Source organism: Paenibacillus spiritus (assembly GCF_008710135.1).
GTDB classification, from domain to species: Bacteria; Bacillota; Bacilli; order Paenibacillales; family Paenibacillaceae; genus Paenibacillus_AQ; species Paenibacillus_AQ glufosinatiresistens.
This window is the reverse complement of sequence record NZ_VYKK01000015.1, coordinates 315075-338562: the sequence shown is the minus strand read 5'-3', so window position 1 is coordinate 338562 and position 23488 is coordinate 315075. Positions and strand designations below refer to the sequence as shown.

Annotated in this window: 19 protein-coding genes; 5 read left to right on the top strand and 14 right to left on the bottom strand. The window is 58.8% G+C overall.

The features are described 5' to 3' along the window. Nucleotides 1-11 precede the first annotated feature (11 nt). The 8 genes from F4V43_RS12415 to selD all read right to left on the bottom strand — a co-directional run bounded on the left by F4V43_RS12415 (nt 12) and on the right by selD (nt 8757). Entirely contained in the window at nt 12-281 is a 270-nt protein-coding gene (locus F4V43_RS12415) for a metal-sensitive transcriptional regulator (protein ID WP_150458543.1), read from the bottom strand. A gap of 189 nt (nt 282-470) precedes the next feature. Next, the gene (locus F4V43_RS12410; RefSeq protein ID WP_150458542.1) at nt 471-1955 is read right to left on the bottom strand and encodes an oligosaccharide flippase family protein; all 1485 of its coding nucleotides are present in this window, start codon (nt 1953-1955) and stop codon (nt 471-473) included. Between the two features lie 73 nt (nt 1956-2028). Beyond that, nucleotides 2029-3162, bottom strand: coding sequence for an amidase domain-containing protein (locus F4V43_RS12405; protein ID WP_150458541.1), 1134 nt, complete (start codon nt 3160-3162; stop codon nt 2029-2031). Nucleotides 3163-3297: 135 nt separating this feature from the next. After that, nucleotides 3298-4749, bottom strand: coding sequence for an LTA synthase family protein (locus tag F4V43_RS12400; RefSeq protein WP_150458540.1), 1452 nt, complete (start codon nt 4747-4749; stop codon nt 3298-3300). 109 nt (nt 4750-4858) lie between these two features. Then, entirely contained in the window at nt 4859-5713 is an 855-nt protein-coding gene (locus F4V43_RS12395; protein ID WP_150458539.1) for a manganese catalase family protein, read from the bottom strand. Nucleotides 5714-5720: 7 nt separating this feature from the next. Next, entirely contained in the window at nt 5721-6602 is an 882-nt protein-coding gene (locus F4V43_RS12390) for an endonuclease/exonuclease/phosphatase family protein (protein ID WP_150458538.1), read from the bottom strand. 15 nt (nt 6603-6617) lie between these two features. After that, nucleotides 6618-7670: a tRNA 2-selenouridine(34) synthase MnmH gene (gene mnmH, locus F4V43_RS12385; protein WP_150458537.1), complete on the bottom strand. Its 1053-nt coding sequence runs from the start codon at nt 7668-7670 to the stop codon at nt 6618-6620. A gap of 37 nt (nt 7671-7707) precedes the next feature. Next, the gene (gene selD / locus F4V43_RS12380; RefSeq protein WP_150458536.1) at nt 7708-8757 is read right to left on the bottom strand and encodes a selenide, water dikinase SelD; all 1050 of its coding nucleotides are present in this window, start codon (nt 8755-8757) and stop codon (nt 7708-7710) included. Nucleotides 8758-8908: 151 nt separating this feature from the next. Here selD and F4V43_RS12375 point away from each other — a divergent pair, with 151 nt between their 5' ends. After that, nucleotides 8909-9979, top strand: coding sequence for a permease (locus F4V43_RS12375; RefSeq protein WP_150458535.1), 1071 nt, complete (start codon nt 8909-8911; stop codon nt 9977-9979). Between the two features lie 146 nt (nt 9980-10125). Here F4V43_RS12375 and F4V43_RS12370 read toward each other — a convergent pair whose 3' ends face one another. The 5 genes from F4V43_RS12370 to F4V43_RS12350 form a co-directional block, all read right to left on the bottom strand. After that, entirely contained in the window at nt 10126-12348 is a 2223-nt protein-coding gene (locus F4V43_RS12370) for a DEAD/DEAH box helicase (protein WP_150458534.1), read from the bottom strand. Then, nucleotides 12345-13682 (bottom strand): ATP-binding protein, encoded by a 1338-nt coding sequence (locus F4V43_RS12365; protein WP_150458533.1) that lies wholly within the window; start codon nt 13680-13682, stop codon nt 12345-12347. Before F4V43_RS12365 ends, F4V43_RS12370 begins: the two co-directional genes overlap by 4 nt. Nucleotides 13683-13691: 9 nt before the next feature. Continuing rightward, on the bottom strand, nt 13692-15503 hold the full coding sequence (locus F4V43_RS12360; RefSeq protein WP_150458532.1) for a TerB N-terminal domain-containing protein: 1812 nt from the start codon (nt 15501-15503) through the stop codon (nt 13692-13694). A 183-nt stretch (nt 15504-15686) separates the two neighbouring features. Next, nucleotides 15687-16889 (bottom strand): MFS transporter, encoded by a 1203-nt coding sequence (locus F4V43_RS12355; protein ID WP_150458531.1) that lies wholly within the window; start codon nt 16887-16889, stop codon nt 15687-15689. Nucleotides 16890-16932: 43 nt separating this feature from the next. Beyond that, nucleotides 16933-17730, bottom strand: a complete 798-nt coding sequence (locus F4V43_RS12350; protein WP_150458530.1) for a DUF1836 domain-containing protein — start codon at nt 17728-17730, stop codon at nt 16933-16935. Between the two features lie 165 nt (nt 17731-17895). On the opposite strand from F4V43_RS12350, the gene F4V43_RS12345 reads away from it, so the two are divergent. Beyond that, nucleotides 17896-19209 carry a hemolysin family protein gene (locus F4V43_RS12345; protein ID WP_150458529.1) on the top strand — a complete coding sequence of 438 codons (1314 nt, stop codon included), beginning with the start codon at nt 17896-17898 and terminating at the stop codon, nt 19207-19209. A 64-nt stretch (nt 19210-19273) separates the two neighbouring features. On the opposite strand, the gene F4V43_RS12340 is transcribed toward F4V43_RS12345, so the two are convergent. Further along, entirely contained in the window at nt 19274-20515 is a 1242-nt protein-coding gene (locus F4V43_RS12340) for a sialidase family protein (protein ID WP_150458528.1), read from the bottom strand. A gap of 177 nt (nt 20516-20692) precedes the next feature. Here F4V43_RS12340 and F4V43_RS19740 point away from each other — a divergent pair, with 177 nt between their 5' ends. From F4V43_RS19740 to F4V43_RS12330, 3 genes are all read left to right on the top strand, one after another. After that, the gene (locus tag F4V43_RS19740) at nt 20693-21067 is read left to right on the top strand and encodes a hypothetical protein (protein WP_191089568.1); all 375 of its coding nucleotides are present in this window, start codon (nt 20693-20695) and stop codon (nt 21065-21067) included. Nucleotides 21068-21198: 131 nt separating this feature from the next. Continuing rightward, nucleotides 21199-22395 (top strand): glycosyltransferase family 2 protein, encoded by a 1197-nt coding sequence (locus F4V43_RS12335; protein ID WP_191089567.1) that lies wholly within the window; start codon nt 21199-21201, stop codon nt 22393-22395. A gap of 5 nt (nt 22396-22400) precedes the next feature. After that, complete coding sequence (locus F4V43_RS12330) at nt 22401-23477, top strand: glycosyltransferase family 4 protein (protein ID WP_150458526.1); 1077 nt, start codon at nt 22401-22403, stop codon at nt 23475-23477. Nucleotides 23478-23488 lie beyond the last annotated feature (11 nt).

Sequence of the window (23488 nt, the reverse complement as noted above, 5' to 3'; positions counted from 1 at the left end):
GTTTCCTCTATTTATCTGCTTTTCACCAGCAGTTCAACGGCTTCTTTGACCATCTTGCCTGGATCGGGGTTCCCGCTTTCTTGGTCCTCCAGGATACACCGCTGCAGATTATCCGCCACAATTTGAGCCAGCGCTCTGTCGGAAGCATTGCGGACCGCAGACAGCTGCGACACCACTTCCTTGCAGGACTTGCCCTCTTCCATTAAGCGCAGCACGCCGCGAATTTGACCTTCGATTCTGCGAAGCCGGGTCTTGATGTCATCCGGATAGTTATATTCCATGCCTGATTATCTCCTCTTCAGTTTCGGTTACCAATACCCCTATGGGTATATTATAGCTGGTATCGCACCTTGTCAACATCGGCTCGGAATAACCGGGACAACCACTATTTTCCTGGCGTTCTGCATATAACTCAAAAACCCGCGCCGGGCGCGGGTTCTCATACATACCTCGAATGAACGTCGATGTTCCTACATGAATTTTCGTACACCGCGATAATACATATAGATCCCCGAGGCGGTGAAGTAGACCACAATGACCTGCACGAAGCGCCACAGGCTCAATAGGCTTCCGGATTGCGGATGAAAGAAGTGAATGATTCCCAACAGTACCAGAAGTCCAAAAGCCAAATCCATAAGCAAGGGCTTCGCCATGCCCGCCACGGTAATCTGCTTGTTGCGGAGAACGCTCAAATTCCAAAGGGTCGCCATGCCTTCAAGCACCAAAATGGCTATGGCCGCCCCCTTGTATCCAAAGCCGGGAATCCCCACCAAAGTGAATTGGCATACGATCGAACAGGCGATTCCCGTAAGAAGACCAAGGAAAGGATTCTTCCGAATATCCTCCGCCCATAGAACGCTCGTAGAAACTTCGCGAAAGCCCACAATCAGGGGAATCCAAGCGAGAAGCCGAATCACCTGACTTGCACTGTCGGTATGAAAGATATAGAAGGACAGTTCTTCCGCATACACAAATAAGAATAAACCAGTGACGCCTCCCCAGATCCAGCTTGTACTGAAGGCCGTCCTGCATAACGCCATGAAGGTGACGTTCTTCCCCCGCTGCGACTCGGCCACCATATGGCTCGTTAAGATATGACTAAGCGCTCCGGTGAACAGGGTGGGAGCATACACCACGAGGACCGCCATGCCGTACACAACTCCGTAAATAGCGGTGGATTCAGCAGCGCTGTAGCCCGCCGCTATAAGACGGTTCGGAACAATAAGCGCATCCAGAAATTCAGACAGCGGTACAAACAACCGGGTAGCGGAGATCGCCAGCGAAGTTTTTGCGAACCAGGAAAGGGTAATGAAGGCGTCACCGGTTCTGTTGGAGGGCATCTTGTCCTTATTAACCGAGATAAAGAGCGTCAGCAGACTAAAGGAGATAAATGCGCCCGCGAAGGTGCCGTATAACCCGTATCCCATAGCCTGCGCGACGCCGAGAGACAAGAATTGGCCAATCAGAAGGAGCATGCAGAGGAACCGAACGGATTGCTCCACGATCTCGGAGAGCGCTATGATCCCGAACTGCTTCATTCCTTGCAAATATCCGCGCACCAATCCCAGCAGCGGAACTGCAAATAAAGACAAGGCAAGACTGTGAATGGCGTACTCCAGCTCCGCGTTGCCCAGGAGGACGGCGATGTCCTTCCGGCACCAGAATACGGCCAGACTAAGCAGGCCGCAGCACAGAATCAGACATTGGGATACCCGGATGAGTACCCTCCATCCCTGTTTAGGCCCCTTCGCCGTTGCCATAGCAAGCGTCGTGGGAAATCCGCTCGTAAGCATGAGGAGAAATCCGTAAAAGGAATACGCAATCTGATACAGGCCGATTCCTTCTGCACCGATGATCCGCGTAAGGATTACACGGCCGACGAGTCCAATCAGCTTCACTGCGAGCATGGCGCCGGCTCTGATCGCCCATTGCTTAAGCAGCCGGGGTATCCTCATCTTCTCCTCCTGCCTCACCTAAAGATGGTTATCTCTATGTGTATGACAGGGAACCCCTCATATGCTGACAAGCTTAGTCCCGGATATGAAACAGCTGATATCGGGTCTCGCTGTCCCACCCTAAATCAAACGGGACCCGGTAACGGTCGGCCGTATGCGAATTAACCAGCGGATAACCATAGTCATCAAATCCGACCACCACAGAGAAATGGTCCGTATCGTTATTATGCAGGATATACCCGATCAGATCTCCCGGCTCCAGCGACGAAATGGCGCTGTCCGGGTATTGGTCGGACGGCCTGGTAATCTGCTCATAGGTTCCCTTGGCAAGAAGCTTCCCGTAACCGGAACCGATCAGGAACCGGCTGAAAGAATCGGTCTGAACCCAGGTCTGAGTACCGCCTGAACGATCGAAATAGCGCCAATTCCCTCTCGCCGGCAACCCTCCGCCTTCCGAATCTCCTATGATTTGGGAAGCAAAGTTGGTACAGTCCCCGCCTTTACTGGTGTAATCCAAGTATTTCGGATTGTATCGGTGACGGTTTCCCGCTCCCCATGCGGCTCCGGCATACTTGTTGGCATACTCGACCGCGCGCTTGCGGTTATACTTTTGGCTCTTCGGAGGCTCGGAGGATTTAGCCTTAACCGAAGGGGCTAACCCGTCTGGGCCATCGGATATCTTCTTGGGATTCTCGTCCAGAGGGTCCAGATACCATTCCCTGGATACCTTCCATCGTCCGTCTTTCTTTTTTAAAGTAATAAAATGTCTGGTTCCCACACCGAAAAATTGCTCCGGCAAAAACCGGTTCTCATACATATATCCAATCCGGTGGGATTGGACCAGGGAGACGACCGCCCGATCCCCGGTAATCCGCTGGCGGATAATCCGGATCGCGCATTGGGAATGGGTCAGCTGAATCGCTCTTTTGTCAGACCACTTATTGAGGTATTGAATTTGGTTATGCTCATGCTCCAGAGCGATCCGGCTGATCTTCTCATCCAGGTAATAGTCTTTGAGTTTCTGAATATCCTGATTGACAAACGCCTCGGCTCTGGCCTTGTACAAGTCCTCCAGCGCCGGTTGGATTTCATGCTCCGCATCGGTTAGACCGTCAGCCGCCGCTCTTGCCGACAGAGACAGAAGGGTTATAGCTACGATTACAGCAATAAGTTTGGAACGGTATTGGGTGCAGATGCTTCGTCTCATAGGCCTCCACCTTATCCGGGCATATCCCTTTTCTGAAATTTTTCCCCGGATCATAATATCTCCACTCTCTGCCGGTGGATGTACAGGAAATTATAGCAAATAATGGGGAAATGGCGGCCACGCTCATAATGACCCTCAGCCGCCGGTATCCCGCTTTGGGGAATCCGGTATCCGGGGCAGAAGGTTCACGTAGCGGTCCGACAGCTTCTCCCATTCCATGATCCATTCGCACTGGCGCCTCCATTCCGAACGAAGCGCGACCGGCTTGCGGGTATCCAGCGAGATGGCGGTTCCGTCCCGGAATCCGTGCGGGCCTGCGGCGAAGAGGACTTCATTATTGACGAACGAGCCTGTCCGAAGGTAGTACCGGATGCCGATCAGATTGCGTCGAACATTGAGCAGATCATGGCCGAATACCAGGAACGGCTCTGTCTCCAGCCGGATTCCGAGTAGATTCGCAAGGGTCGGCAAAATATCAATCTGGCCGCCGGCCTGCCGGATCTCCTCACCCTCCCGTTGGCCCGGCCAATGGATCAGGAGCGGCACGTTGTAGGTATCCAGGGCCGCCAAATACCGGGAGTCCAGCACTTTGCGGATCGTCTCCGGGTTATATTTCTTCCGGTTGAGGCCAAAATGGTCCCCGTAGACCACCACCAGGCTCTTCTCCCACAGCCCCGATGATCTCAGCCCTTCAATAAACTTCCCGAGCGCATCATCGGTATAGTGAACCGAAGCGGCGTATCGGCCAAGGAGCGTTTTGGCCTGCTTGCTCTCCATGTGGAGCCGGACACTCTCCTCTGGGATGGAGAAAGGCGAGTGGCTCGATACCGTAACGAACTGGGCGAAGATCTTCTGTCCGGCGCGGTCGGCCTGCTTCAGCTTCTTCAGTCCCGCGCGGAACAGTTCTTCGTCTGAAGCGCCGAACCGGCTGAATCGCTCGGGACGGAAAAAGGGCTTGTCAAAATAAGCATCGAAGCCCAGCGCCGGATACATGCGCGACCGGTTCCAGAAGCTGGCCTTATTGACATGAAAGGTCCAGGTCCGATACCCTTGGGCTCCCAGCAGCCGGGCCAGACTCGGGATGCTGCGGTCGGCATATTGCTCGAACATGGGCTCGTTCCCGACCGGATACAGGGAAGTGTTGGCAACAAATTCGGCATCCGAGGTATTTCCCCGTCCAATCTGCTGGAAGACGTTGGGGTAATACAGACTTTCACCGGCAAGCCGGTTCAGGTTCGGTGTGACTTCCTGCCCCTCGACCTTCACCCGCATCAGGAAGTTCTGAAAGGATTCAAGCTGAATGAGAATCACATGGCTTCCGGCCCCCCGGCCCCACAATCTCGGCTTCTTGGAACCGCCTACCCTGCGGCCGGGTTCGTCTGGAACGAACATGGCTTGCCCCAATCTGCGGTAAGCCTCTGTCAGATCCGAGGGAAGAATGAGCGGCTGAAGACGGCCGCCCGATAAAGAACGCACCGTCCCTGCTGCCAGAGGACGGACGGCATCGGAAGCGGACACACTCACAAGGGCAGCGGCCAGCAGGAGCATTAGAATAAGCCGGAATCCCCGGCTCCAGCGAATCTTCATGACAGGTCTCCTTCATCAGCAGATTCCAAAATAAAGGAACACCCTCCAGGGCGCAGACGCCCAGGAAGGTGTTCCTTCAGGAAGAATCCGTTCCCGCTCAGAGCGGGGATCAGGCGTTGAGATCGTTCAGACCCGGACTGTGCTCGTTCGGGAGCTCCGGCATGACCGGTACCGGGAATCCGGCCGGCGGGTCCACGACTTCAAGCGTTCCTCCGTTGCGGCTCGGCGTCTGGCCGCTGAAGATCTCCGCAATCTGCGTAGCGTCCAGGCGGAAATTGAACTGAGCGTTGTGGTAGCCAAGTTCTACATATTTCCGGCATTCCGGGTACTTGTTGATGTCGTAGTTCGGGACGGGGAACAGCTTGCCCCACTGCACGCCCAGGGTCTCCAGCGCTTTGGCGAATGCGTTCTGGTGCGCATTGTCACGGACAATAAGGAAGGCCAGCGTCTCTCGGAAGGTCTTGTTGGTACTCATTTCGTAGATTCGGGATTTCTGGAGAACACCCGTCGATTCCAGCACCAGATTGTCCAGCAGATCGCTGATCAGATTGCCGTGGGAATAGACATAGTTGCCGTTCCAAGGATTGCCTGCGGCATCGACAGGCAGCGAACTCTGGGCCCCCATAATAAAATGATGAGGATTCGCATGCTTGATCGCCTCGTTCAGCGGCGCGCCGTCGACGCCGGAATTCCCGGGCATCGGATCGCCCGAGCCGGTCAAAAGCTGGTTGATCGTATGCTGCACCAGCTCCACATGGCTGATCTCTTCCAGAAAGACGCCGCGGATCAAATCCTGGTACGGCTTGGCCGTTCCCCGGAAGTTGCTGCTCTGGAAGAAGAACTGCATCATCGTGCGCATCTCGCCGAACCGTCCGCCCAGCGTCTCCTGAAGAACCTTCGCCGCAGCCGGATCGGGTTTATCGGGAACAATGACATTAATCAAATCTTCTCGGTAGAAATACAAGTGATTCTCACCTCCGGTTAATGCTATCAGTATGGCATTGAGCCGGAGAATTTAATCCGCTTGCAGATTGGTAAATGTCGGCCATAACCCCAAAATGATCCGACACCACGCCGCCCCGGACGCCATTCAGCGCAACCAAGCACGAGCGAACCGCCGCGGTCCGGCTGCTCCAGATCAGATCAATGCGCAGCGGGGAGCGGTTGCCTTCCCAGCCCTTGATCGCTTTGACCACGGTCGCTCCGTCGTCCTTCTCCTCCGCCGCTTCGTACAGATCGGTCCATCCCCGGGAACGGACATAATCATAGCCTTCTCCCCGCACCTCGGCCGCATTGTTGAAATCGCCCATCACGTAGACGGCGGCGGGAGCCAGCGCATCCAGACACGCCTGGGCGTTGTCCCACTGCCGGCTGAAGAGCTCCTTCCCGTCTTCCCACCAGCCGAAGTGGCCGCTGACAAACCAGCTCTCTTTCGCTGCCGACGAGGTGCGGATACCGGCGATTTTGCGGGTACGATAATTCTCGTAGTCTCTCATTTCCGACACATACTCGCTGAAGGCTTCCCCGATCGGAGTCCGGCTGAGCAGCGCGATGCCTTCATCATAACGGACAAAGCCGGTATGCACCGGAACCCAGGTCCACCAGTACGGCAGGCCGATCTCCCGGAGCAGCACGAGCGCAAAGTTATCGCGGGCAATCCGGATATCCGGCTCGGCGGGTACAAAACGCTCCAGTTCGAGATCCGTGGCCGCCATTTCTCCCTTGCTCTGATTGACTTCCTGAAGGGCAATGACGTCAAAATGTTCTTCCCGAATGAAACGGGCAAGCTCGCGAATCTTCGCTTCCTGATTGTCTTCCATCCAGGAATGGGTGTTCAAGGTGAGCAGCTTCACAGTCCTTCCTGCTTTCTATAGAGTATCCGGGAGGCGGTAACGGTCCTGCAGGAGCCGGACGACCTCCCGTTCCGCTTCATCTACACCGGACACCCGGAGCACCCGGGTGTTCGTATCTTCCTCCGAAGCGGCGGTGTGATCGTAGAGCGGATCATAGTAATATTCCAGAAGAAGCGGAACGGCATCCGCATAGCGGCCGGCAAGCAGATGGCGCTCGATTTCGGCGGCGACCGGAATATGAATCCGCGACTTGATGATTCTGAAGGCATCAAGGATGGCCGGTCCGTGTTCTTGCGGACGATAGTCCGCCATAATCTGCCGGACCCGCTCTTCAAGCGGCAGTTCAATCCGGATTCGGGTTCCCTTCTCCTTCTGTTCACCCATGAATGAAGGCATCACCACACGCCCGATCCGCATGCTCTCCGCTTCGAACAACACGAAAGGAGCATCCCGGTATTCCAGCAGCTTCGCAAGCAGCAGGCTGTCGAAGGTCTTCTGGTTGTGGGGGCGAAGTCCCACCTGGCCGAAGATGGACCCCCGGTGTCCGGCCATTCCCTCCAGATCAAGCGCAGGCAGGCCGCGGGCAGCCAGGCGGCGCAGCAGTTCTGTTTTACCCGTACCGGTGTAACCCTCAATCACCCAGGAATCAGGGGTGAAGTCGAAGGCTTCGAGCGAATCCACGACCCATTTGCGGTAAGCTTTGTAGCCGCCCTCCAGCCGGTAGACATGAATATCCATCAGAGACAGGAGGGTCGCCGTCGTCCGGCTCCGCATCCCGCCCCTCCAGCAGAACACCGCCTTCGCTCCCGGAATTTCTTCGAACTTACGGATAAAAGCGGGCAGCTTGGCGGAGACAATCTCCAGCCCCCGCTGCTTGGCCGCTTGGACGCTTGCCTGTTTGTACAGCGTGCCGACCTCGGCTCTCTCCTCGTTGTCGAACAGAGGGATGTTCACACTGCCCGGGTAGGTGGAGTTCTCATATTCTCCCGGCGAGCGGACATCGATGACGGTCAATTCCTTGCGGTCCGCCAATTCCTGAAGCTTCGTTAGCGATATATCTTGAAACAACGTCCTCTCTCCTTCGCTCTCCTTGGTGTACGGAACTTCAGATAATCCGGATCATACCCGGATGGTCTCCGGTCACTTCCCCGATGTGCGCCGCTTCAAGGCCAAGCTGTAACAGATCGCCCAGCAGGGCTTCCGCTTCCGCTTCCGGCACCGCGATCAGCAGACCGCCCGAGGTTACCGCATCGCACAGAATATAGCGGTCGAGCAACTCCATCTCCTCCGGGAAAATCACCGATCCCTCCACATGGGCCAGATTGTTCCGCGTCCCGCCGGGAACGGCTCCGGCCTCCGCCAGTTCGCGGACGCGCGGAAGAATTCTTACGGCTTCGCTGCGGATGATGATACCGGCTTCGCTGCCTTTGGCCATCTCGGAGGCATGTCCCAGCAGCCCGAAGCCCGTGACGTCGGTGCAGGCGTGCACGTCGTAGGAACCCATGGCTTCCGCTGCGGTCTTGTTCAGCAGAGACATTACGGCGGTCACCCGCCGGATTTCCTCTTCCGACAGCAGCCCCCTCTTCAAGGAGGTCGTCAGAATGCCGACGCCGATCGGCTTGGTCAGAATAAGCTGATCTCCGGGACGGGCGCCCGCATTGGTGCGCACCCGGTCCGGGTGGACCGTTCCCGTGACGGCGAGGCCGAACTTCGGCTCCTTGTCGTCAATGGAATGCCCGCCGACCAGCGTGGCGCCGGCTTCGGCGACCTTGTCGGCGGCGCCGCGCAGAATGTCGGCCAGGATGCTTTTATCGAGCGTGGAGATGGGAAAGGCCACAATGTTAAGCACGGTCAGCGGCTTGCCGCCCATCGCATAGATGTCGCTGAGCGCGTTGGCTGCGGCAATCTGTCCGAACGCATAGGGGTCATCCACAATCGGAGTGAAGAAATCAACGGTCTGGACCAGCGCAAGCTCGTCCGACAGACGGTATACGCCGGCATCGTCGCTCGTATCAAGTCCGACCAGAAGGTCGGGATTGGGCACAGCCGGCGGAAGGCTGCGGATCACCTGCATGAGATCGGCGGGGCCGATCTTGCAGCCGCAGCCCCCTTTGGAAGACAGAGAGGTCAGTTTAACGGATTCGGAAGCGGACATGAGACTTCAACTCCTTATTGAGAATACATATGGTTGTCCATTCTATCATACGCCCTTTGCGTCCACGGGACAAAATCAGTGTGTCTCGGGCAAAAACATGCTATAATAGATAGCATTTTCAAATTAAACACCGTGGAGGTTCAGTCAGCTTATGTCACCTTCTTCCCATACGGCAGAGCCCGGCGCTGGCCGCGCCCGCACCATCCTTCTTGCCGCCGTGTTTCTTATCGTCGCCATTGCCGGTCTGTCCTATGTCAAATGGTGGCCTTACTACGGCAAGGCGCTGAAGGCCGCGGCGGAACATACGCTGGGCTCCTCCATTCTGACCGGCGAGACCGGCAAGACGCCCGAGCCCTCGCTGCAGGCTGCTCTTGATTATGCGTCCGCCTACTTCAAGGCCGTCTGGAAGGCTGCCGTCCTCGGCATTCTTCTGGGCTCGCTCGTTCAGGTGCTGGTTCCGACCCGCTGGCTGCTCCGCACGCTCGGCCAAGCCGGGTTCAAGAGCACAGCTGTCGGAGCGCTCGCAGCCGTGCCCGGCATGATGTGCTCCTGCTGCGCCGCTCCGATTGCCGTGGGCCTGCGCAAGAAGAACGTATCGGTCGGCGCTGCCCTGGCCTTCTGGATCGGCAACCCGCTGCTGAATCCGGCAACGCTGATCTTCATGGCCTTTGTCCTGAACTGGAAGTTCACCGTCATGCGGATCGTGTTCGGCCTGGCGCTTACCCTTGGAGTCAGTTATTTCGCCAACCGGTTCGCCGGAGATCAGACCGTTCCCGAACCGGCCGCCGATTCAGCATTTGACGCGGACGAAGACAACCGCCCGCTACTGCTGCGCTGGCTTGCCAGCATGGGCCGGATGCTGGTTGCCATCGTTCCGGCTTACCTTGTCGCGGTGCTGCTGCTCGGCGCCGTTCGGGCCTGGCTGTTCCCTTCGCTTGATGCCGGTGCGCTCTCCGGCGTCCTGATGGTTGTGCTGTTCGCCGTCGCCGGTACTTTATTCGTTATCCCGACGGCCGCCGAGATTCCGATTATCGGCACGTTCCTCTCGCTGGGCTTCGGCACCGGCGTGGCCGGCGCGCTCTTGGTCACGCTGCCTGCCGTCAGCCTGCCTTCGCTCTTGATGGTGTACCGCTCGTTCCCGCGCCGGGTGGTCTGGCTGCTGGTAGGTGCGGTCGTGGCTGCCGGCGTGCTGGCCGGCGCCGCAGGCGCCGTCTTTCTGTAGTCGGTTCAAGCGAGAGAACCGCCCCCGCACGAAACACCGCCTCCGCGCCGCGGAGGCGGTGTTTCGTGAAGTTGGAGAAGTACGGGCCGATACAACAGGCCAAACCGCTGCAACAAGCCAAGCCGCTCAACAGACGCGCTTGACGGTCAGCGGGCGAAGGGCCCGCCTTCCTTCTCCCAGGCTTGTACGGATTTCTTCAGTCCCTGGACATCCAGTCCGTCCGACGCGAACGCCTTGCGCAGCAGGTCGGGCGGAATGAATTCATCGTATTTGCCGATAAAAGGAGCCTCGCCGGGCGCAAGCAGCAGGTGCGGGTCGTCCAGACCGGCGCATTCATCCCGAATGGCCGCCTCCAGCCAGTCGGCATCGGCTTTCCCGGCGACGACCAGATAGTACGGCTCCATCGGTACCACGGACCGGAGGCCCAGCGGCCGGGTCAGCTTATGCTTCAGCAACCTCTCCAGCGTGCGGAACGGCCGGCTTCCGGTCCAGGGAAGAATGAACACCGAGTCTCCCCCCGCCGGAAGCACGGACCGGAGCAGCAGGCCGCTCTCTCTGGCCAGTCTGCGCGCCCGTTCGAGCCGGGCAGCCGCGCTCGGTGCGAGGTACGGATACAGCGTCTCGGCGCCGAGAATATCGCGGATCTTCGCCATCACCCGGGTATGGACGTCGCCGCCTGCGCCGAGCCAGAGCGTATCCACCTTGCCCCGCGAAGATTTCACATAGACGGCCTTATGGCGCTTGTCCACCTCTTCCACCTTCCAGAGCTTCCCGGCCAGCGAGAAGCAGTAACCCGGCGGCGGAACGGTGGTGATGGACCCGATCTCTTCGGTTCCGTTATAGACCACATGTTCTTCGTCGTCCTTGAAGACGGCCAGGAACCGGTAGTTGTTCACAATCTTCTCTCCGGCAAGGCCAAGAATCAGACCGCCCTCGTCCATCTGCTCGATATGGCCCATCCCAAGCTGATACTCCACAAAAGCCTCATAGTCCTCTTCCGATATTTCCCGGAACGAGGGCAGGGCCAGCACCGCCTGCTTCAGTTCCTCCGGCCCTGCTTCGCCCATGCTCTTGAGAATGCTCATCGTCTGGTGGTACAGAAGACCCGCCGGGAACCGGCGCGTCTCCAGCGGTTCCACCCAGCGTTCGCGGACATACAGCTCCACGACGGCGATGGCCCGAAGCAGCGTCCAGGGCATCCGGGCGGGAAGCTGGGCTTCCTCGTCCTCTTCCTCCGGCGTGACGAACAGCATCTCCGAAGCGGAGCCGGCTCTTCGGCCCGAACGGCCGAGCCGCTGAACGAAGCTCGCGCAGCTGTACGGCGCTCCGAGCTGGAGAACCCGCTCCAGTTCGCCGAGGTCGATGCCGAGCTCCAGCGTCAGCGTCGCCGCCGCCACGGCCGGACCGGGGCCCTGGCGCAGCGCGGCTTCCGCTTCTTCGCGCAGCATCGAGGAGATGCTGCCGTGATGGACATGGAACACATCCGGCTCCTGCCGGCGGGCGGCGATCCGGCGCATCTCCAGGATCGCATTCTCCGCATCGGAACGGGAGTTGGTGAAGATGAGCGCTTTTTGGAGATGAGAATGGTCGTAGATGAAGTCATAATAGGCTTTGCGGGCCAGCTCCAGCTGCTCCGCCTGCTTCTCGTCGCGCGCATCCGGGAAGGAGAAATGCTCAATGCTGAGCCGCAGCCTGCGCCCGCCCTGGGGAGCGGACACCTGTACCCGGCGGTTCGTCCCCGCCGCAAGCCAGGCCGTCACGGAGTCGTAGTCGCTGAGCGTCGCGGACAGACCGATCCGGCGCGGATTGCAGCCGGCCATCCAGGCGATGCGGGCGAGCTGGCTGAGCACCTGAATGCCCCGGTCCGCCCCCATGAACGCGTGCACCTCGTCGATGACCACGAAGCGCAGATCTCCGAACAGCGCGGGAATGGCATTCGGCCGGTTCATCAGCAGACCTTCCAGCGACTCGGGGGTAATCTGAAGGACCCCGGACGGGTTCTGCATGAGCTTCGTCTTCTCGGCCTGCGGCACATCCCCGTGCCAATGCCAGACCGGAATGCCGCCTTCCAGCAGCAGATCGTTCAGCCGGGTGAACTGGTCGTTAATGAGCGCTTTCAGCGGCGCGATATAGAGAATGCCCACCGAGGAGGAGGGCTGCTCATCCAGCTCGGTCAGGGCCGGGAAGAAGGCGGCCTCCGTCTTGCCGGAAGCCGTACCCGAGGCAATCAGCAGATGGTCCGGCGAGTCCAGAATGACCCGGCAGGCGTCCACCTGCGCTTCCCGGAGCGTCTCCCAGCGGTTCTTATAGATGAATTCTTTGACAAAAGGGGCCAGCCGGTAGAACGGATTGCTGCCGGGGCCGCTCACAGCTCGAACTCCGCCAGAAAGCCGTCCAGCTCATCCGCCGGCTCCTCCGAAGAGGCGGCAGTGGCGGCAGCGCTCCGGCCCGCCGTCTCCCCGACCAGCTGCTCGAAGGAGCGCTCCGGGTGCTCGTGCAGCGTATGGAGCAGGTCCAGAAAGTCGCGGATCACTTCACGCGGGGTCAGAAGCTCGTCCGCGCCCAGCCGTCCGACCGCCGCTTCCATGAAGTGGACCAGCTGGGCTTCGGTCAGATCCGGCGAATAGCCGAAATGCTGGGCGTGAATGTCCGTCAGCCGGCGCAGCAGCACCAGAATCTCCTCGTGGGAGAGCATGTGAAGCGCCAGAATCGGCCCGGCATAATTGCCGGCGCCAGCGCTGTAACGGCCTCCCACCAGCCGGGAACGAAGCGCTTCGTAGCTGAACAGCCCTCTGCGGCTGTCTTCAACGAACTGCGGCGTGCCGCCCACGAAGATGCCCAGATGTTCGGCCTTGCCCTGCATCGTGTCGTTGAACATGGTCAGCAGCTTCTCGTAATTGCTCTGGCGCGAGACCGTGTTCGTGATTTTGTACAGATTGACGCCTTCGTCGATGAACAGCAGCAGACCTCCGTATCCGATCCCGGCGCAGAACTCCGCCCAGAGCTTCATATAGTCATACCAGTTGTCGTCGTCGATAATGACGCCCACCCCGAGCGCGCGGCGGGCGTCCGTCTTGGTCGCGAATTCGCCGCGCAGCCAGCGCAGCGCGTCGCCCTTCAGCCCGTCGTCCGCGGATTTATGCCCGTTCCAGTAAGCGGCCAGCACCTTGGCGAAGTCGAATCCGTGCACCAGCCCCCTAAGATGCGAGGCCGTCTCATAGATTTCCCGTTCCACTGCCGGGGCAAAATCCGGGTGGTCCGGACTCAGTGCCTGCTCCGCCATCGTCCGCTGCTGAATGCCCGAGATCCATTTCTGCAAAATGGATTCCAGCGCTCCGCCGTCCGGCCGCGTCCGGATGGAGAGATGGCCTATCAGCTCGCGGTAGGTCGCGAGCCCCTGGCCTTTCGTGCCGACCAGCCGCCGCTCCGGCGACAAGTCGGCATCGGCCACGGCAAAGCCGCGGTCCATCGCATAATTGCGGATGGTCTGGAGGAGGAAGCTTTTGCCGCTTCCGTATCGCCCTGTGATGAGCCGGAAGGCTGCTCCCCCGTCCTTGATATTGTCGAGATCTCTCAGCATGGCTTCGATCTCCGGCCGCCGTCCGACGGCGATATGCTCAAGTCCGATGCGCGGCACCACGCCCGCCGTCAGAGAGTGGACAAGCGCGGTCAGGACCCGCTTCGGAATTTTGACCTGATTCATGAATTAACGTCACCTCTTCACATACGTCTGCAGCTCAGCAAATTCTTCATTCCACTGATCTCCGTCGATCAGCAGATCGCCCAGATGCTCCATCGCGGCATCATTGATTTCATCGACGGCAAGCTCGGGCAGCCTTCCCGCCGCAGCCGCCGCCTGTGCGAGTTCTTCCCTCCCGTTCTCGCCGGCGAGCGCCTGTAGAACGGGATGAAGCGAAGACGGCAGAGCGTCGAGGAAATCCCGCCACTCGGCAGGGGCCTCGGGCGGCAGGGAAAGACCGGGACCGTCTCCGGCGTCCGGCTCTTCCAGTGCTTCGCCTCCAGCTTGCGGCTCTTCCGGTACTTCGCCTTCGGCGTCCGGCTCTTCCGGCGCTTCCCCTTCGGCCCCGGGGGGCCTTCCGCTCTCCGGCTGAATCGGGGCCGGTGCGTCGGCTTCTTCCTCGGGCGCTTCGATCGTCAGCAGCTCCCGGACCGTATCGGAGTCGCTCTGCAGCCGCTCCAGCCGGCTGCGGTCAATGACGACCGCCGGCCCCGCCTGTTCCCGGAGGGAACGGGCATACTCGCGGTCCAGATACTTCTCAACCAGCTCCTTGATCGCCGGGTCGATGGAAATGCCTTTCAGCCGGCCTTTGTAGCCCATCAGCGCGCGCAGTTTATTCTCCGTCAGCCGGAAGATCCGGGTGACCAGACTGCGGAGCGCAGGGGTCTTGCTGACCCGGACCACGGGAACGACGACCGAATAGCCGTAGAGGGAGATGTCGTAGACGGCGCTGCGGAACAAATAGCGTTCCCGCATAACGGCCGGTTCAGGCGGGAACATCTCGATCAGCCGCTGGCCGTGCGTCCTGAGAATATAAGCGTCAACCAGGGCCACGGTCTTCGGGACCCAGCGCCGGAGCGCCTCCTCCCCGTCCCCTTCAAAAAACTTCGATTTCGACAGGTCATAATCCGACATCATTTGAAGCGCGGCAAGCGTCAGCTCGTCCGGCGCGGCGGTCAGGCAGCGCTCCAGTTCCAGCTCTCCCAGATCTCCGGCCAGCCCGCGAGAGCGCTCCACCACCGTGCCCAAGGGCAGCTTCAGCCCGTGCACCAGACTGAAATCGGCGATCCAGCCGCCCAGATACTGATCCAGGCGCTTGTATGCATGCCGGTAGGCTTCCCAGATCGCATTCAGCTGCCTGGCGCCGTCTTCGGGGGTCTCCCAGCCGACTCCGTTAATGAGCTCGTACACATGCAGAAAAATATACGATAGGTCGGTCTTCGGATAACGCCCTTCCCGCACCTCGTTCCGCCAGTAGAAATACCATTTCGTCTGGTGGCGGTCCATATGGCCGTAGGTCGGCCAATAGCTCTTGAAGGGGACAAATTCGGCCTCCGGCTCGCGGTACGTCGCCAGTTCTCCGGCCCGCTCCGCGAACAGGCTCTCCGTCGTCGGCGGCCGGTTCCCGGGTCCGGCGGTCTGGCGGAGCGGCTGGGCCGGTCTTTCGGCCGGAGATGGCGGACGGCCGGGTATCCTGGCCTGCGGGGTTCCCGCAGGCGGCAGCGTACGGGCCGGAACCGGGGCCTCGCCTCTCAGGCGGCCCGGTCCATTCGCCGGCGCAGACGAACGACCCGGTCCGGGGGAGGCCTCCTCCCAGAGGGAGATCTGCCGCGGCGGAACCGGTTCTGTCCTTCCTCCCTTCGGGCCGGGCTTCCCTTGCTTCCGGCTTCGGCCGTCTGCGCCGTCCTCCCGGGCCGCAGCGGAATCCCGCGGCGGAACCGGCATCTCCCGCTGCTCGTTCTCGAAGATCAGCTCCGAGAAGCGGGGCTCATGGTCATGTCTCATCACGATACGCTCCCCTGCGGCTGCCAGAAGCCTGCCGCCATTATCTAAGTAAGCTCCATTATACCATGAATGCCGCCGGAGTCTCCGCCCGGCGGGAACATTTATTCGCTTCGGCGCGCCAAAAAGGCAGGGATTAACGTCCCTGCCTGAAGAGAAGACTCACCCGGGCGGACATCCGCCTGCCTATCCGATCTCGATTCCTTTGGTCTCTTTGCCCAGGAACAGCACCGCCGCCGCGCCAATCAGCACCATAACGAAGAACATGCCGAAGATGACGGACAGCCCGACGCCGCGTTCAACCAGAAATCCGACCAGGAGCGGCGCAATGATGCCGCCGATCCGGCCGAAGGAAGCGGCGAGTCCCGTTCCGGTCGAGCGGACCGAAGTCGGATACAGCTCTGGCGTATAAGCGTACATGCCGCCCCATGCCCCGAGATTGAAGAACGACAGGCAGATCCCGGCGGCGATCAGCAGAGTTGTGCTGTCGGCTGTTCCGAACCAGGCTGCGCTGGCGGCCGTTCCCGCCAGATACAGGACCAGGACGAAGCGCCGGCCGAATTTCTCGATGAAATAGGCGGCCGTGAAGTAGCCGGGAAGCTGAGCCAGCGTCATGACCAGCACATACTCGAAGCTTTTGACCAGACTGTATCCCTTGATGACCATCACCGTCGGCAGCCACAGGAACATTCCGTAGTAAGAGAACACCACGGTGAACCACAGCACCCACAGCATAATCGTGGATTTCCGGTGCTCCCCCGACCAGACCGCCGCGATCCGGCTCCGCAGCGGTGCCGGCTTCACCCTTCCGAACCTCGGCGAATCTTCAATCGCCCGTCGCAGATAGAGCGCGTAGAGCGCGGGGACCGCCCCGATGGCAAAAGCAACTCTCCATCCGTAATCGGGGATGATGAAGTACGCGATCAGCGCGGCGGCAATCCAGCCGATTGCCCAGAAGCTCTCCAGAAGCACAACCGCCCGCCCGCGCTCCTCTGCGGGCACACTCTCGGAGACGAGCGTAGAGGCAACGGGAAGCTCCCCGCCCAGACCGAAGCCGGCAATGAATCTCAGAACGCACAGCATGGCGAAGCCGGTGGCCAGAGCGGACAGCCCGCTGGCCGCAGAGAAGATCAGAAGCGTCCAGAGCAGAATGCTCTTGCGTCCGTAGCGGTCGGCCAGTACGCCTGCCGCGGCTGCCCCGAAGGCCATGCCGAGCGAATTCAGGCTGGTCAGCCATCCGACCTGGCCCGCCGACAGGTCCCAATCCTTGGCCAGAGCGGCCGCCACGAACGAGATAATGCCCACATCCATGGCATCGAACAGCCAGCTGAAGCCGGCGCTGCCAAGAAGCTTGCGGGTCCTTCGCTCCTTCCATAATGTGTTCGCCATATCCAGCCAACCTCCTAGTTAGATTACCTTCGAGTACCCGTGTTCAGGCGTCCAGAAACAGAACGGCGTTGGCGTACTGCCGGGCAAGCGCCTGGCAGGCGCAGGCCTGCACCGCAACAAGGGCAATATGCAGGGTCTGGCGCAGCGTCTCCCGCTCGCCGAGACCGAGCCTTGCGATCCGGCTGCGCCACTTGCCGGAGACCGGCAGGCCGCCGGCTCTGTCAGCCTCTCCGGCTTGTCCGCCGGCCGTTCCTTCGAAGCCTTCGATCCACGCCGAGATTGCGCGGGCGACTCTCTCCCGCTCCTGAAGCCCTTCGCTGCGGCAGTATTCGAACAACTCGGCGTAGGCGCCGTATACCTGAAAGGGTTCCATAATATCGTCGGCATCGGTGTCCGGATGGCGGAACAGCTTGCCGAACAGCCGCCGGATGCTCTCGAAGTCGAGTGCGGCCTTCAGGTCGTCGACCATAAGGAGAAGCGCCGCCTGATTCAAGGAATATTTCTTTCCTTGCCGGGGAGAACCCAAGTATTCCCTGAAGTCCCGCTTCACCCAGTTCTGCATAGCGGTAATAGAAATCGTGGAATACTCAACCAGGGCACCGAGTTCGGCGATTTCATGCAGCGAGAGGCCGCGAAAACGGCTTGCCTTGATGATCTTGCCCAGAATCGGCGGAATATGCGTGGACAGCAGCGCTTCCCGTGCCGTTCCTTCAGCAATCGCGGCGGGGTGCGCTCCGCCCCAGGCTTGCTGCAGAACAGCAAGCGGGCAGATCGTGCTCTGCTCCGTCAACGAGGCCATCAGCAGGGACATCTGCCGGCGGGTTAGGATAAAAGATTCCATGCTCCTTGTACCTCCTTGTCCTTCAGTGTGATCGGTCTTTCCTCTTTCTGATACATGCCTTCGATCAAAATTTGATCTTTTCAATAAAAGTTCGTAGAATAAGTTCATATGAACTCCAAATGCCATTATAACTCATTTGGACACGAAAGGGATGGTAGAATTCGTATGGGCATAGGACTTAGTTTGACACTGGTCGTGATTTTGATTGTTTTAACCGCTTTTTTTGTCGCCACAGAATTTGCGATGGTGCGCCTCCGGGGAAGCCGGATCAGCCAGCTCGTGCTGGAAGGACGCAAGAATGCAGTCGCTGTGCAGAAAGTTGCAGCCAATCTGGACGGTTATCTCTCGGCCTGCCAGCTGGGCATTACGATTACCGCCCTGGGCATCGGCGCGCTGGCTGAGCCGGCCTTCGAGGAAATGCTGCTGCCGGTGTTCGATTGGCTGAATATCGGAACCGACGCCAGCCACATCATTGCCTTCATTCTGGCCTTCTTCATTGCGACCTTCCTGCATGTAGTTGTGGGCGAACTGGCACCGAAGACGGCGGCCATCAACAAAGCGGAAGAAATCAGTCTCCTCACCGCAGTGCCGATTATCTGGTTCTATAAAATTCTCTACCCGCTGATCTGGCTGCTGAACGGCTCCGCCAATCTGCTGGTTCGCCTGTTCGGCATGAAGCCGGCCAGCGAGCATGAAGAAGCGCATTCCGAAGAAGAAATCCGGCTGATTCTGTCCGAGAGCTATGAGAGTGGCAAGATCAATAAAGCCGAATACGGCTATGTGAACCGGATCTTTGCTTTTGACGAAATGCTCGCCCGTGAAATTATGGTTCCGCGGACCGACATGATTTGTCTCTACACGAACCGGTCCCTCCAGGAGAACCTGGAGATTATCCGCAAAGAACAGTATACCCGCTTCCCGGTTGCCGAAGGCAGCAAGGATGAAATTATAGGCATGGTGAATACCAAACAGCTCTATCTGGAGTACGACAACAATCCCGATTTTGATTTTGCCTCTCTGATCCATCCCGTTCTGACGGTGTCGGAGGTTACGCCGGTGAAGACCCTGCTGACCCGGATGCAGAAGGAGCGGGTGCATATCGCCCTGCTGCTTGATGAATACGGCGGCACATCGGGCCTCATTACCATCGAGGACATTCTGGAGGAAATCGTCGGCGAAATCCGCGACGAATTCGATGAAGACGAGACCAAGATGGCCGAGAAGATCGGAGAACACCGCTACCTTGTGGACGGCAAGCTCGCCCTCTCTGAATTGAAGAGCCTGACCGGCGTCGATCTGGAAGACGAGGAAGTGACAACGATCGGCGGCTGGGTCTACAGCCACATCCCCGAACCGGCCGTCGGCAAGCAGACGGTTCACGGCAACGCGGTCTTTACGATCCGAGAAGCGAACCGCCACCGTATCCGCAGAGTGGAGCTGGAAGTGCTGGCGGACTCGCGTCCGGAAGAAGCCGAATAACCGTCCGGCGTCTAAATACCCGAATACTTGTTAAGCCGGCAGGAGATCGTCTCCTGCCGGCTTTTTAGGTAATCACATCATTGGAGTATCCGGCAAATATCGTCTGCGTCCCCGGCGAGGTATCGGTCCAGACGCCGATATAGCCGCCCGGCGGAACCGAGATGATGTCGATGTAATCGCCGATTAACGGCACTCCCGTGCCTCCCGCATTGGGATCAAAGGACTCGTTCGTAATTCTCGTGTTGGTGAAAGTCTGCCCGCCGTTGATGGATCTCGCCACAAACACATCCAGCAGGTAGCCGTTTACCTGGTTGCTGTAATAAATCACATTTACCACACCCAGAAGCGGATCAACGTCGATTGCCGGAAAAAAGTTCTGCGTGCCTGCCGGCGCGCCGGTGATGCTGACAGGAGCGGAGTAGGAAAGACCGTTATCGCTGGAATAGGACATGAAGATGTCCGCATAGCCCTGCCGGAAATCTTGCCATACCGTATAGATCCGGTTCGTGTATGGACCAACCGACCGGTCGATCGAAATATTGGCGAAGGTGAGCACCCGGAAGGCGTAGCCCGGAACCGGCAGCACGGGCGGAACGGGTACGATAGCCGATACCTCGCGCGGATCGCCGAAGGTAGTCCCTCCATCCACAGATCGGCGGACGACAAACCGGTATTCCGGGTCCACGGTCACCCAGGCCCCGTACACAGTTCCGATAAGATCCACGGCCGCATCCGGGCGTTCGACCTGCTCCGCTTCACTGGACAGCAGGACAGGAGTGTCCCAGGTCGCGCCTCCGTCTCTGGAGCGGCTCAGAAATGCGGTCGAGTTCCCTCCGTTCTCCACGTTGAATTGGTGATTGTACAACACATAGATGAAGCCGAGATAAGGACTGGACTGGCTGACATCCACGGTTACGTTGGTTTCATCGTTGTTGATATAAGTGCCAAAGCCGCTGTTGACGATCACAGGTTCACTGAAGGTAGCTCCATTGTCAACGGACCGGTACGCAACGCTGGTTCCGCTGTTCGCGCCCGGAAAGACATGGGCGGTCACGATGAATACATTGGGGAATCCGTAAGCCACCGCCGGTGCTTCGGCTCCGCTGAATCCGGGCGGCAGTGGCAACAGGGACTGGGACCAGTTCGCGCCTCCGTCCAGCGACCGGTAGAGCCCGATCAGAGGCACTCCGGTTGTGGTATCGACCGCCACCGCAACCATAATTCCCGGGATTAACAGGTTCACTGCAATAAAAGGCTCAAATTTCGGCGCCGAGCCTGTCGTTACTTGAAAGTTGAAATTGGTCATTGGCTCTCCCCCTTGGAAGATGTGTTTCATTATATGGCGCCTCTCCGGCCCTTTCTTCCCTTTTGCCTATCTTTCTGCAATTTCCACCCCTTGCTCCACCTTTGTCCGAGCCTTTCGCGAGAGTTGCAGAATAAGGTATGGAGAGTCACACTTCATCTTCTCCAGGAGGGACAGCCCATGCCTTATACCACGGGAATCATCACGAATACCCGGGCCATCGGCACCGCCGCTTCGCAGATCGCCGTCAGTGTCCGCAACGTGTCGAATGCCAGCGCCACCATTATTCTCGAAGTCTTCGGGGTGCCGATTTCGTCTCTTGCCTTGACGCCGCTCTATGTATCGGGCTTTGTCGTTCCCCCGTTCAGTGCCGATATCCGGGAATTTGTGATTGCCGGAAATGTCGCCTACGAAGTGCAGTACAGCCTGTCCAGCCCCTTGGCCGATGTGGCCGTATCCGTCTACGGGCTGGACGAATTCGGCAATCTGGTCACCGGACAGCGTGTTCTTCAGCAGGAACTGACCGAAATTCCGTCCTTGTCGCTCCAGGTCTAACGCCCTCTTTTGTTCCGTTTCAGCGGATAACGGCTATTGCCGGTCTTCTTCGCGAATTTAATCGCACCCCCGGCCGGCATAGTCATATACATATCATACCGTCAGGGAATTTCGTCCGAAGGAGTGACACTATGACAGACGTCGGCGTTGTAATGCCGGTGTATACCCAGAGACCGGACTATGTGTGCCTTGCGCTTCAATCCTTGCTGGTGCAGACCTGCCGGGAATTCAGACTGGTGGTCGTTCTTGACGGCGACCCTCTTATGGAGCCGCTGGTCAGGACGGCGATTGGAGACGACGCCCGGGTTACGGTGCTGGCTCATCCGGAGAACCGGGGGGTGGCGGCAGCGCTGAACACCGGTTTTGACGTTCTATCGGAAGATCCTGAAATCCTCTACTGGACCTGGGTCTCCAGCGACAACTGGTACCATCCCCGCTTCCTGGAGATCTTGAGACGAACCCTGGCTGAAGGGCCTGAAGAGCTGGGACTGGTCTACAGTTCCTTTCAGAGTATCGACGAAGCCGGTAACCCGTTGCATGACGAGCCGAGTCTGGCTCTTCTGAGGCAGTACCAGTCCCGGCCAGCGGATAAGCTGCTGGATTCTTCCCTGGTCGGCGTCTCCTTTATGTATAAAGCCCGCTACGCCAGGCAGGTTGGACCTTACGGGATGGAGCCGGTGGAGGATTATGATTATTGGCTTCGGCTCTCCGAGCTGTGCCGGATGCGCTATATTCCCGCCGAGCTGATGCACTACAGAGTGAATTCTCCGCACAGCATCTCGTCTGCGCTGAATACTGCGTATCAGCACAGACGCTGGCGGCATGCTTTTCATCTGGCCCGCCATCAGGCCCGTCACCGGCGGGGGATACCCGCAGAGCTGACTGTGCTCTTTCCGGCCCGGGACGGGGGGGAGCGAGAGGTAGAATGGCTGGAGAGTCTGTATGAACAGACGTTCAGCAACTACGAATGCCGGATTCTGGATGTATCGTTAGGGGGAACGGCTTCCACCCCGCTGACAGCTGTTTCTCACCCTTCTACGCTCTCTGCCTCTTACGCCGGCTGTTCCTCCGAAGCAGCAGGCAAGCTTGAATTGAACAAAGTCTGGACGCGCTTTGTCCTTGTTGCGGGCAGCGCTCCGTTCGCTTCTTCCTCCGACCTTCAGATCCTGATCGATCACCTCGATGCAGCAGACTCTTCTCTGCTGTCCTGCTATTATACCGATGAGAGACTGGTCGGGTACCGGCATCGGAGCAGCGGAACGCCATTATTCGATTTGCGCTGGAATGAACTGTTTCGCACACAAGAATTGAAAGAAGCACTGGGGTGATCGGAATGAAAGTGCTATTCACCTTCTATAATCCGAGCGGAGGCATGGAGACGCTGAATCGGACGCGCTGCCGCGCGCTGATGAATCGGGGGGTGGAGTGCCATCTTCTGTATACCCACCCCGGAGCGGGCGTACAGAATATCCGCGGCATTCCAACGCTGATTGCAGGCAAGGATGGAGAGATCCGGGAACGGATTCAGAAGGAGCAGTACGATTTAATTGTCGTCTGTACCGACATTGATCTGGCCCGGAGAATCCGCGGTTTCGGTTACGGAGGACCGCTGGTCTTTGAAATTCAGGGTCTCGGCCCTCTTCAGGAAGCCGAAATTATCCTCAAAGATATGTCCGAACGGATCCATCAATGCGCCGATGCGCTCCTCTATCCGAAGACAACGCATCTTCAGCAGCTCTTGACTCGGCGGTTCGCGGGAATCCCGGCCTATTGCTTCGATGATCCTGTCGACGCCTCGGAATTCGCTTACCGCTCTTACCCGGCCAAGCCGTTTCCGATTCTCGGCTGGGTCGGAAGGCTGCAGGCGAACAAGAATTGGAGCGAATTTCTGAAGATCGGCTCCCGGCTGCTGAACATCCGTCCCGAGATGTACCTGTGGATCTTCCATGATGAACAGCTGTATGATCCCGGAGACAAGGAGCAGTTCTCGGAACTTGCGGAAGCGCTGGGGATAACTTCCCGGATTATTATGTACTCCAACGTTCCCCATGAGCTGATGGCGGATTACTTGAGCATGATCGGAGATTCGGGAGGGCTGCTCTGTTCCACCTCCATATTGGAAGGGTTCGGTTACGCGGTCGCGGAAGCGATGCTCTGCCGCTGTCCGGTGCTCAGCTCGGATTCGGACGGCATCCGGCGGATGATCCGGCATAACCGCACGGGCCGTCTCTACAATAGAGGCAGCATCGACGATGCGGTAGAAGGAGCGCTGGATTTGTTGCAGAGCGGCAAGCGACGGGAGCGGATTCGGCTGGAGGGAGAACGGCACATTCGGGAGACCCTTTCGCCGGATTTATACGCCGACCGGTTCCTGAAGATGGCCAAGAAGCTCGGAGTGCTTCAGCAATAATTCCGCTTCTT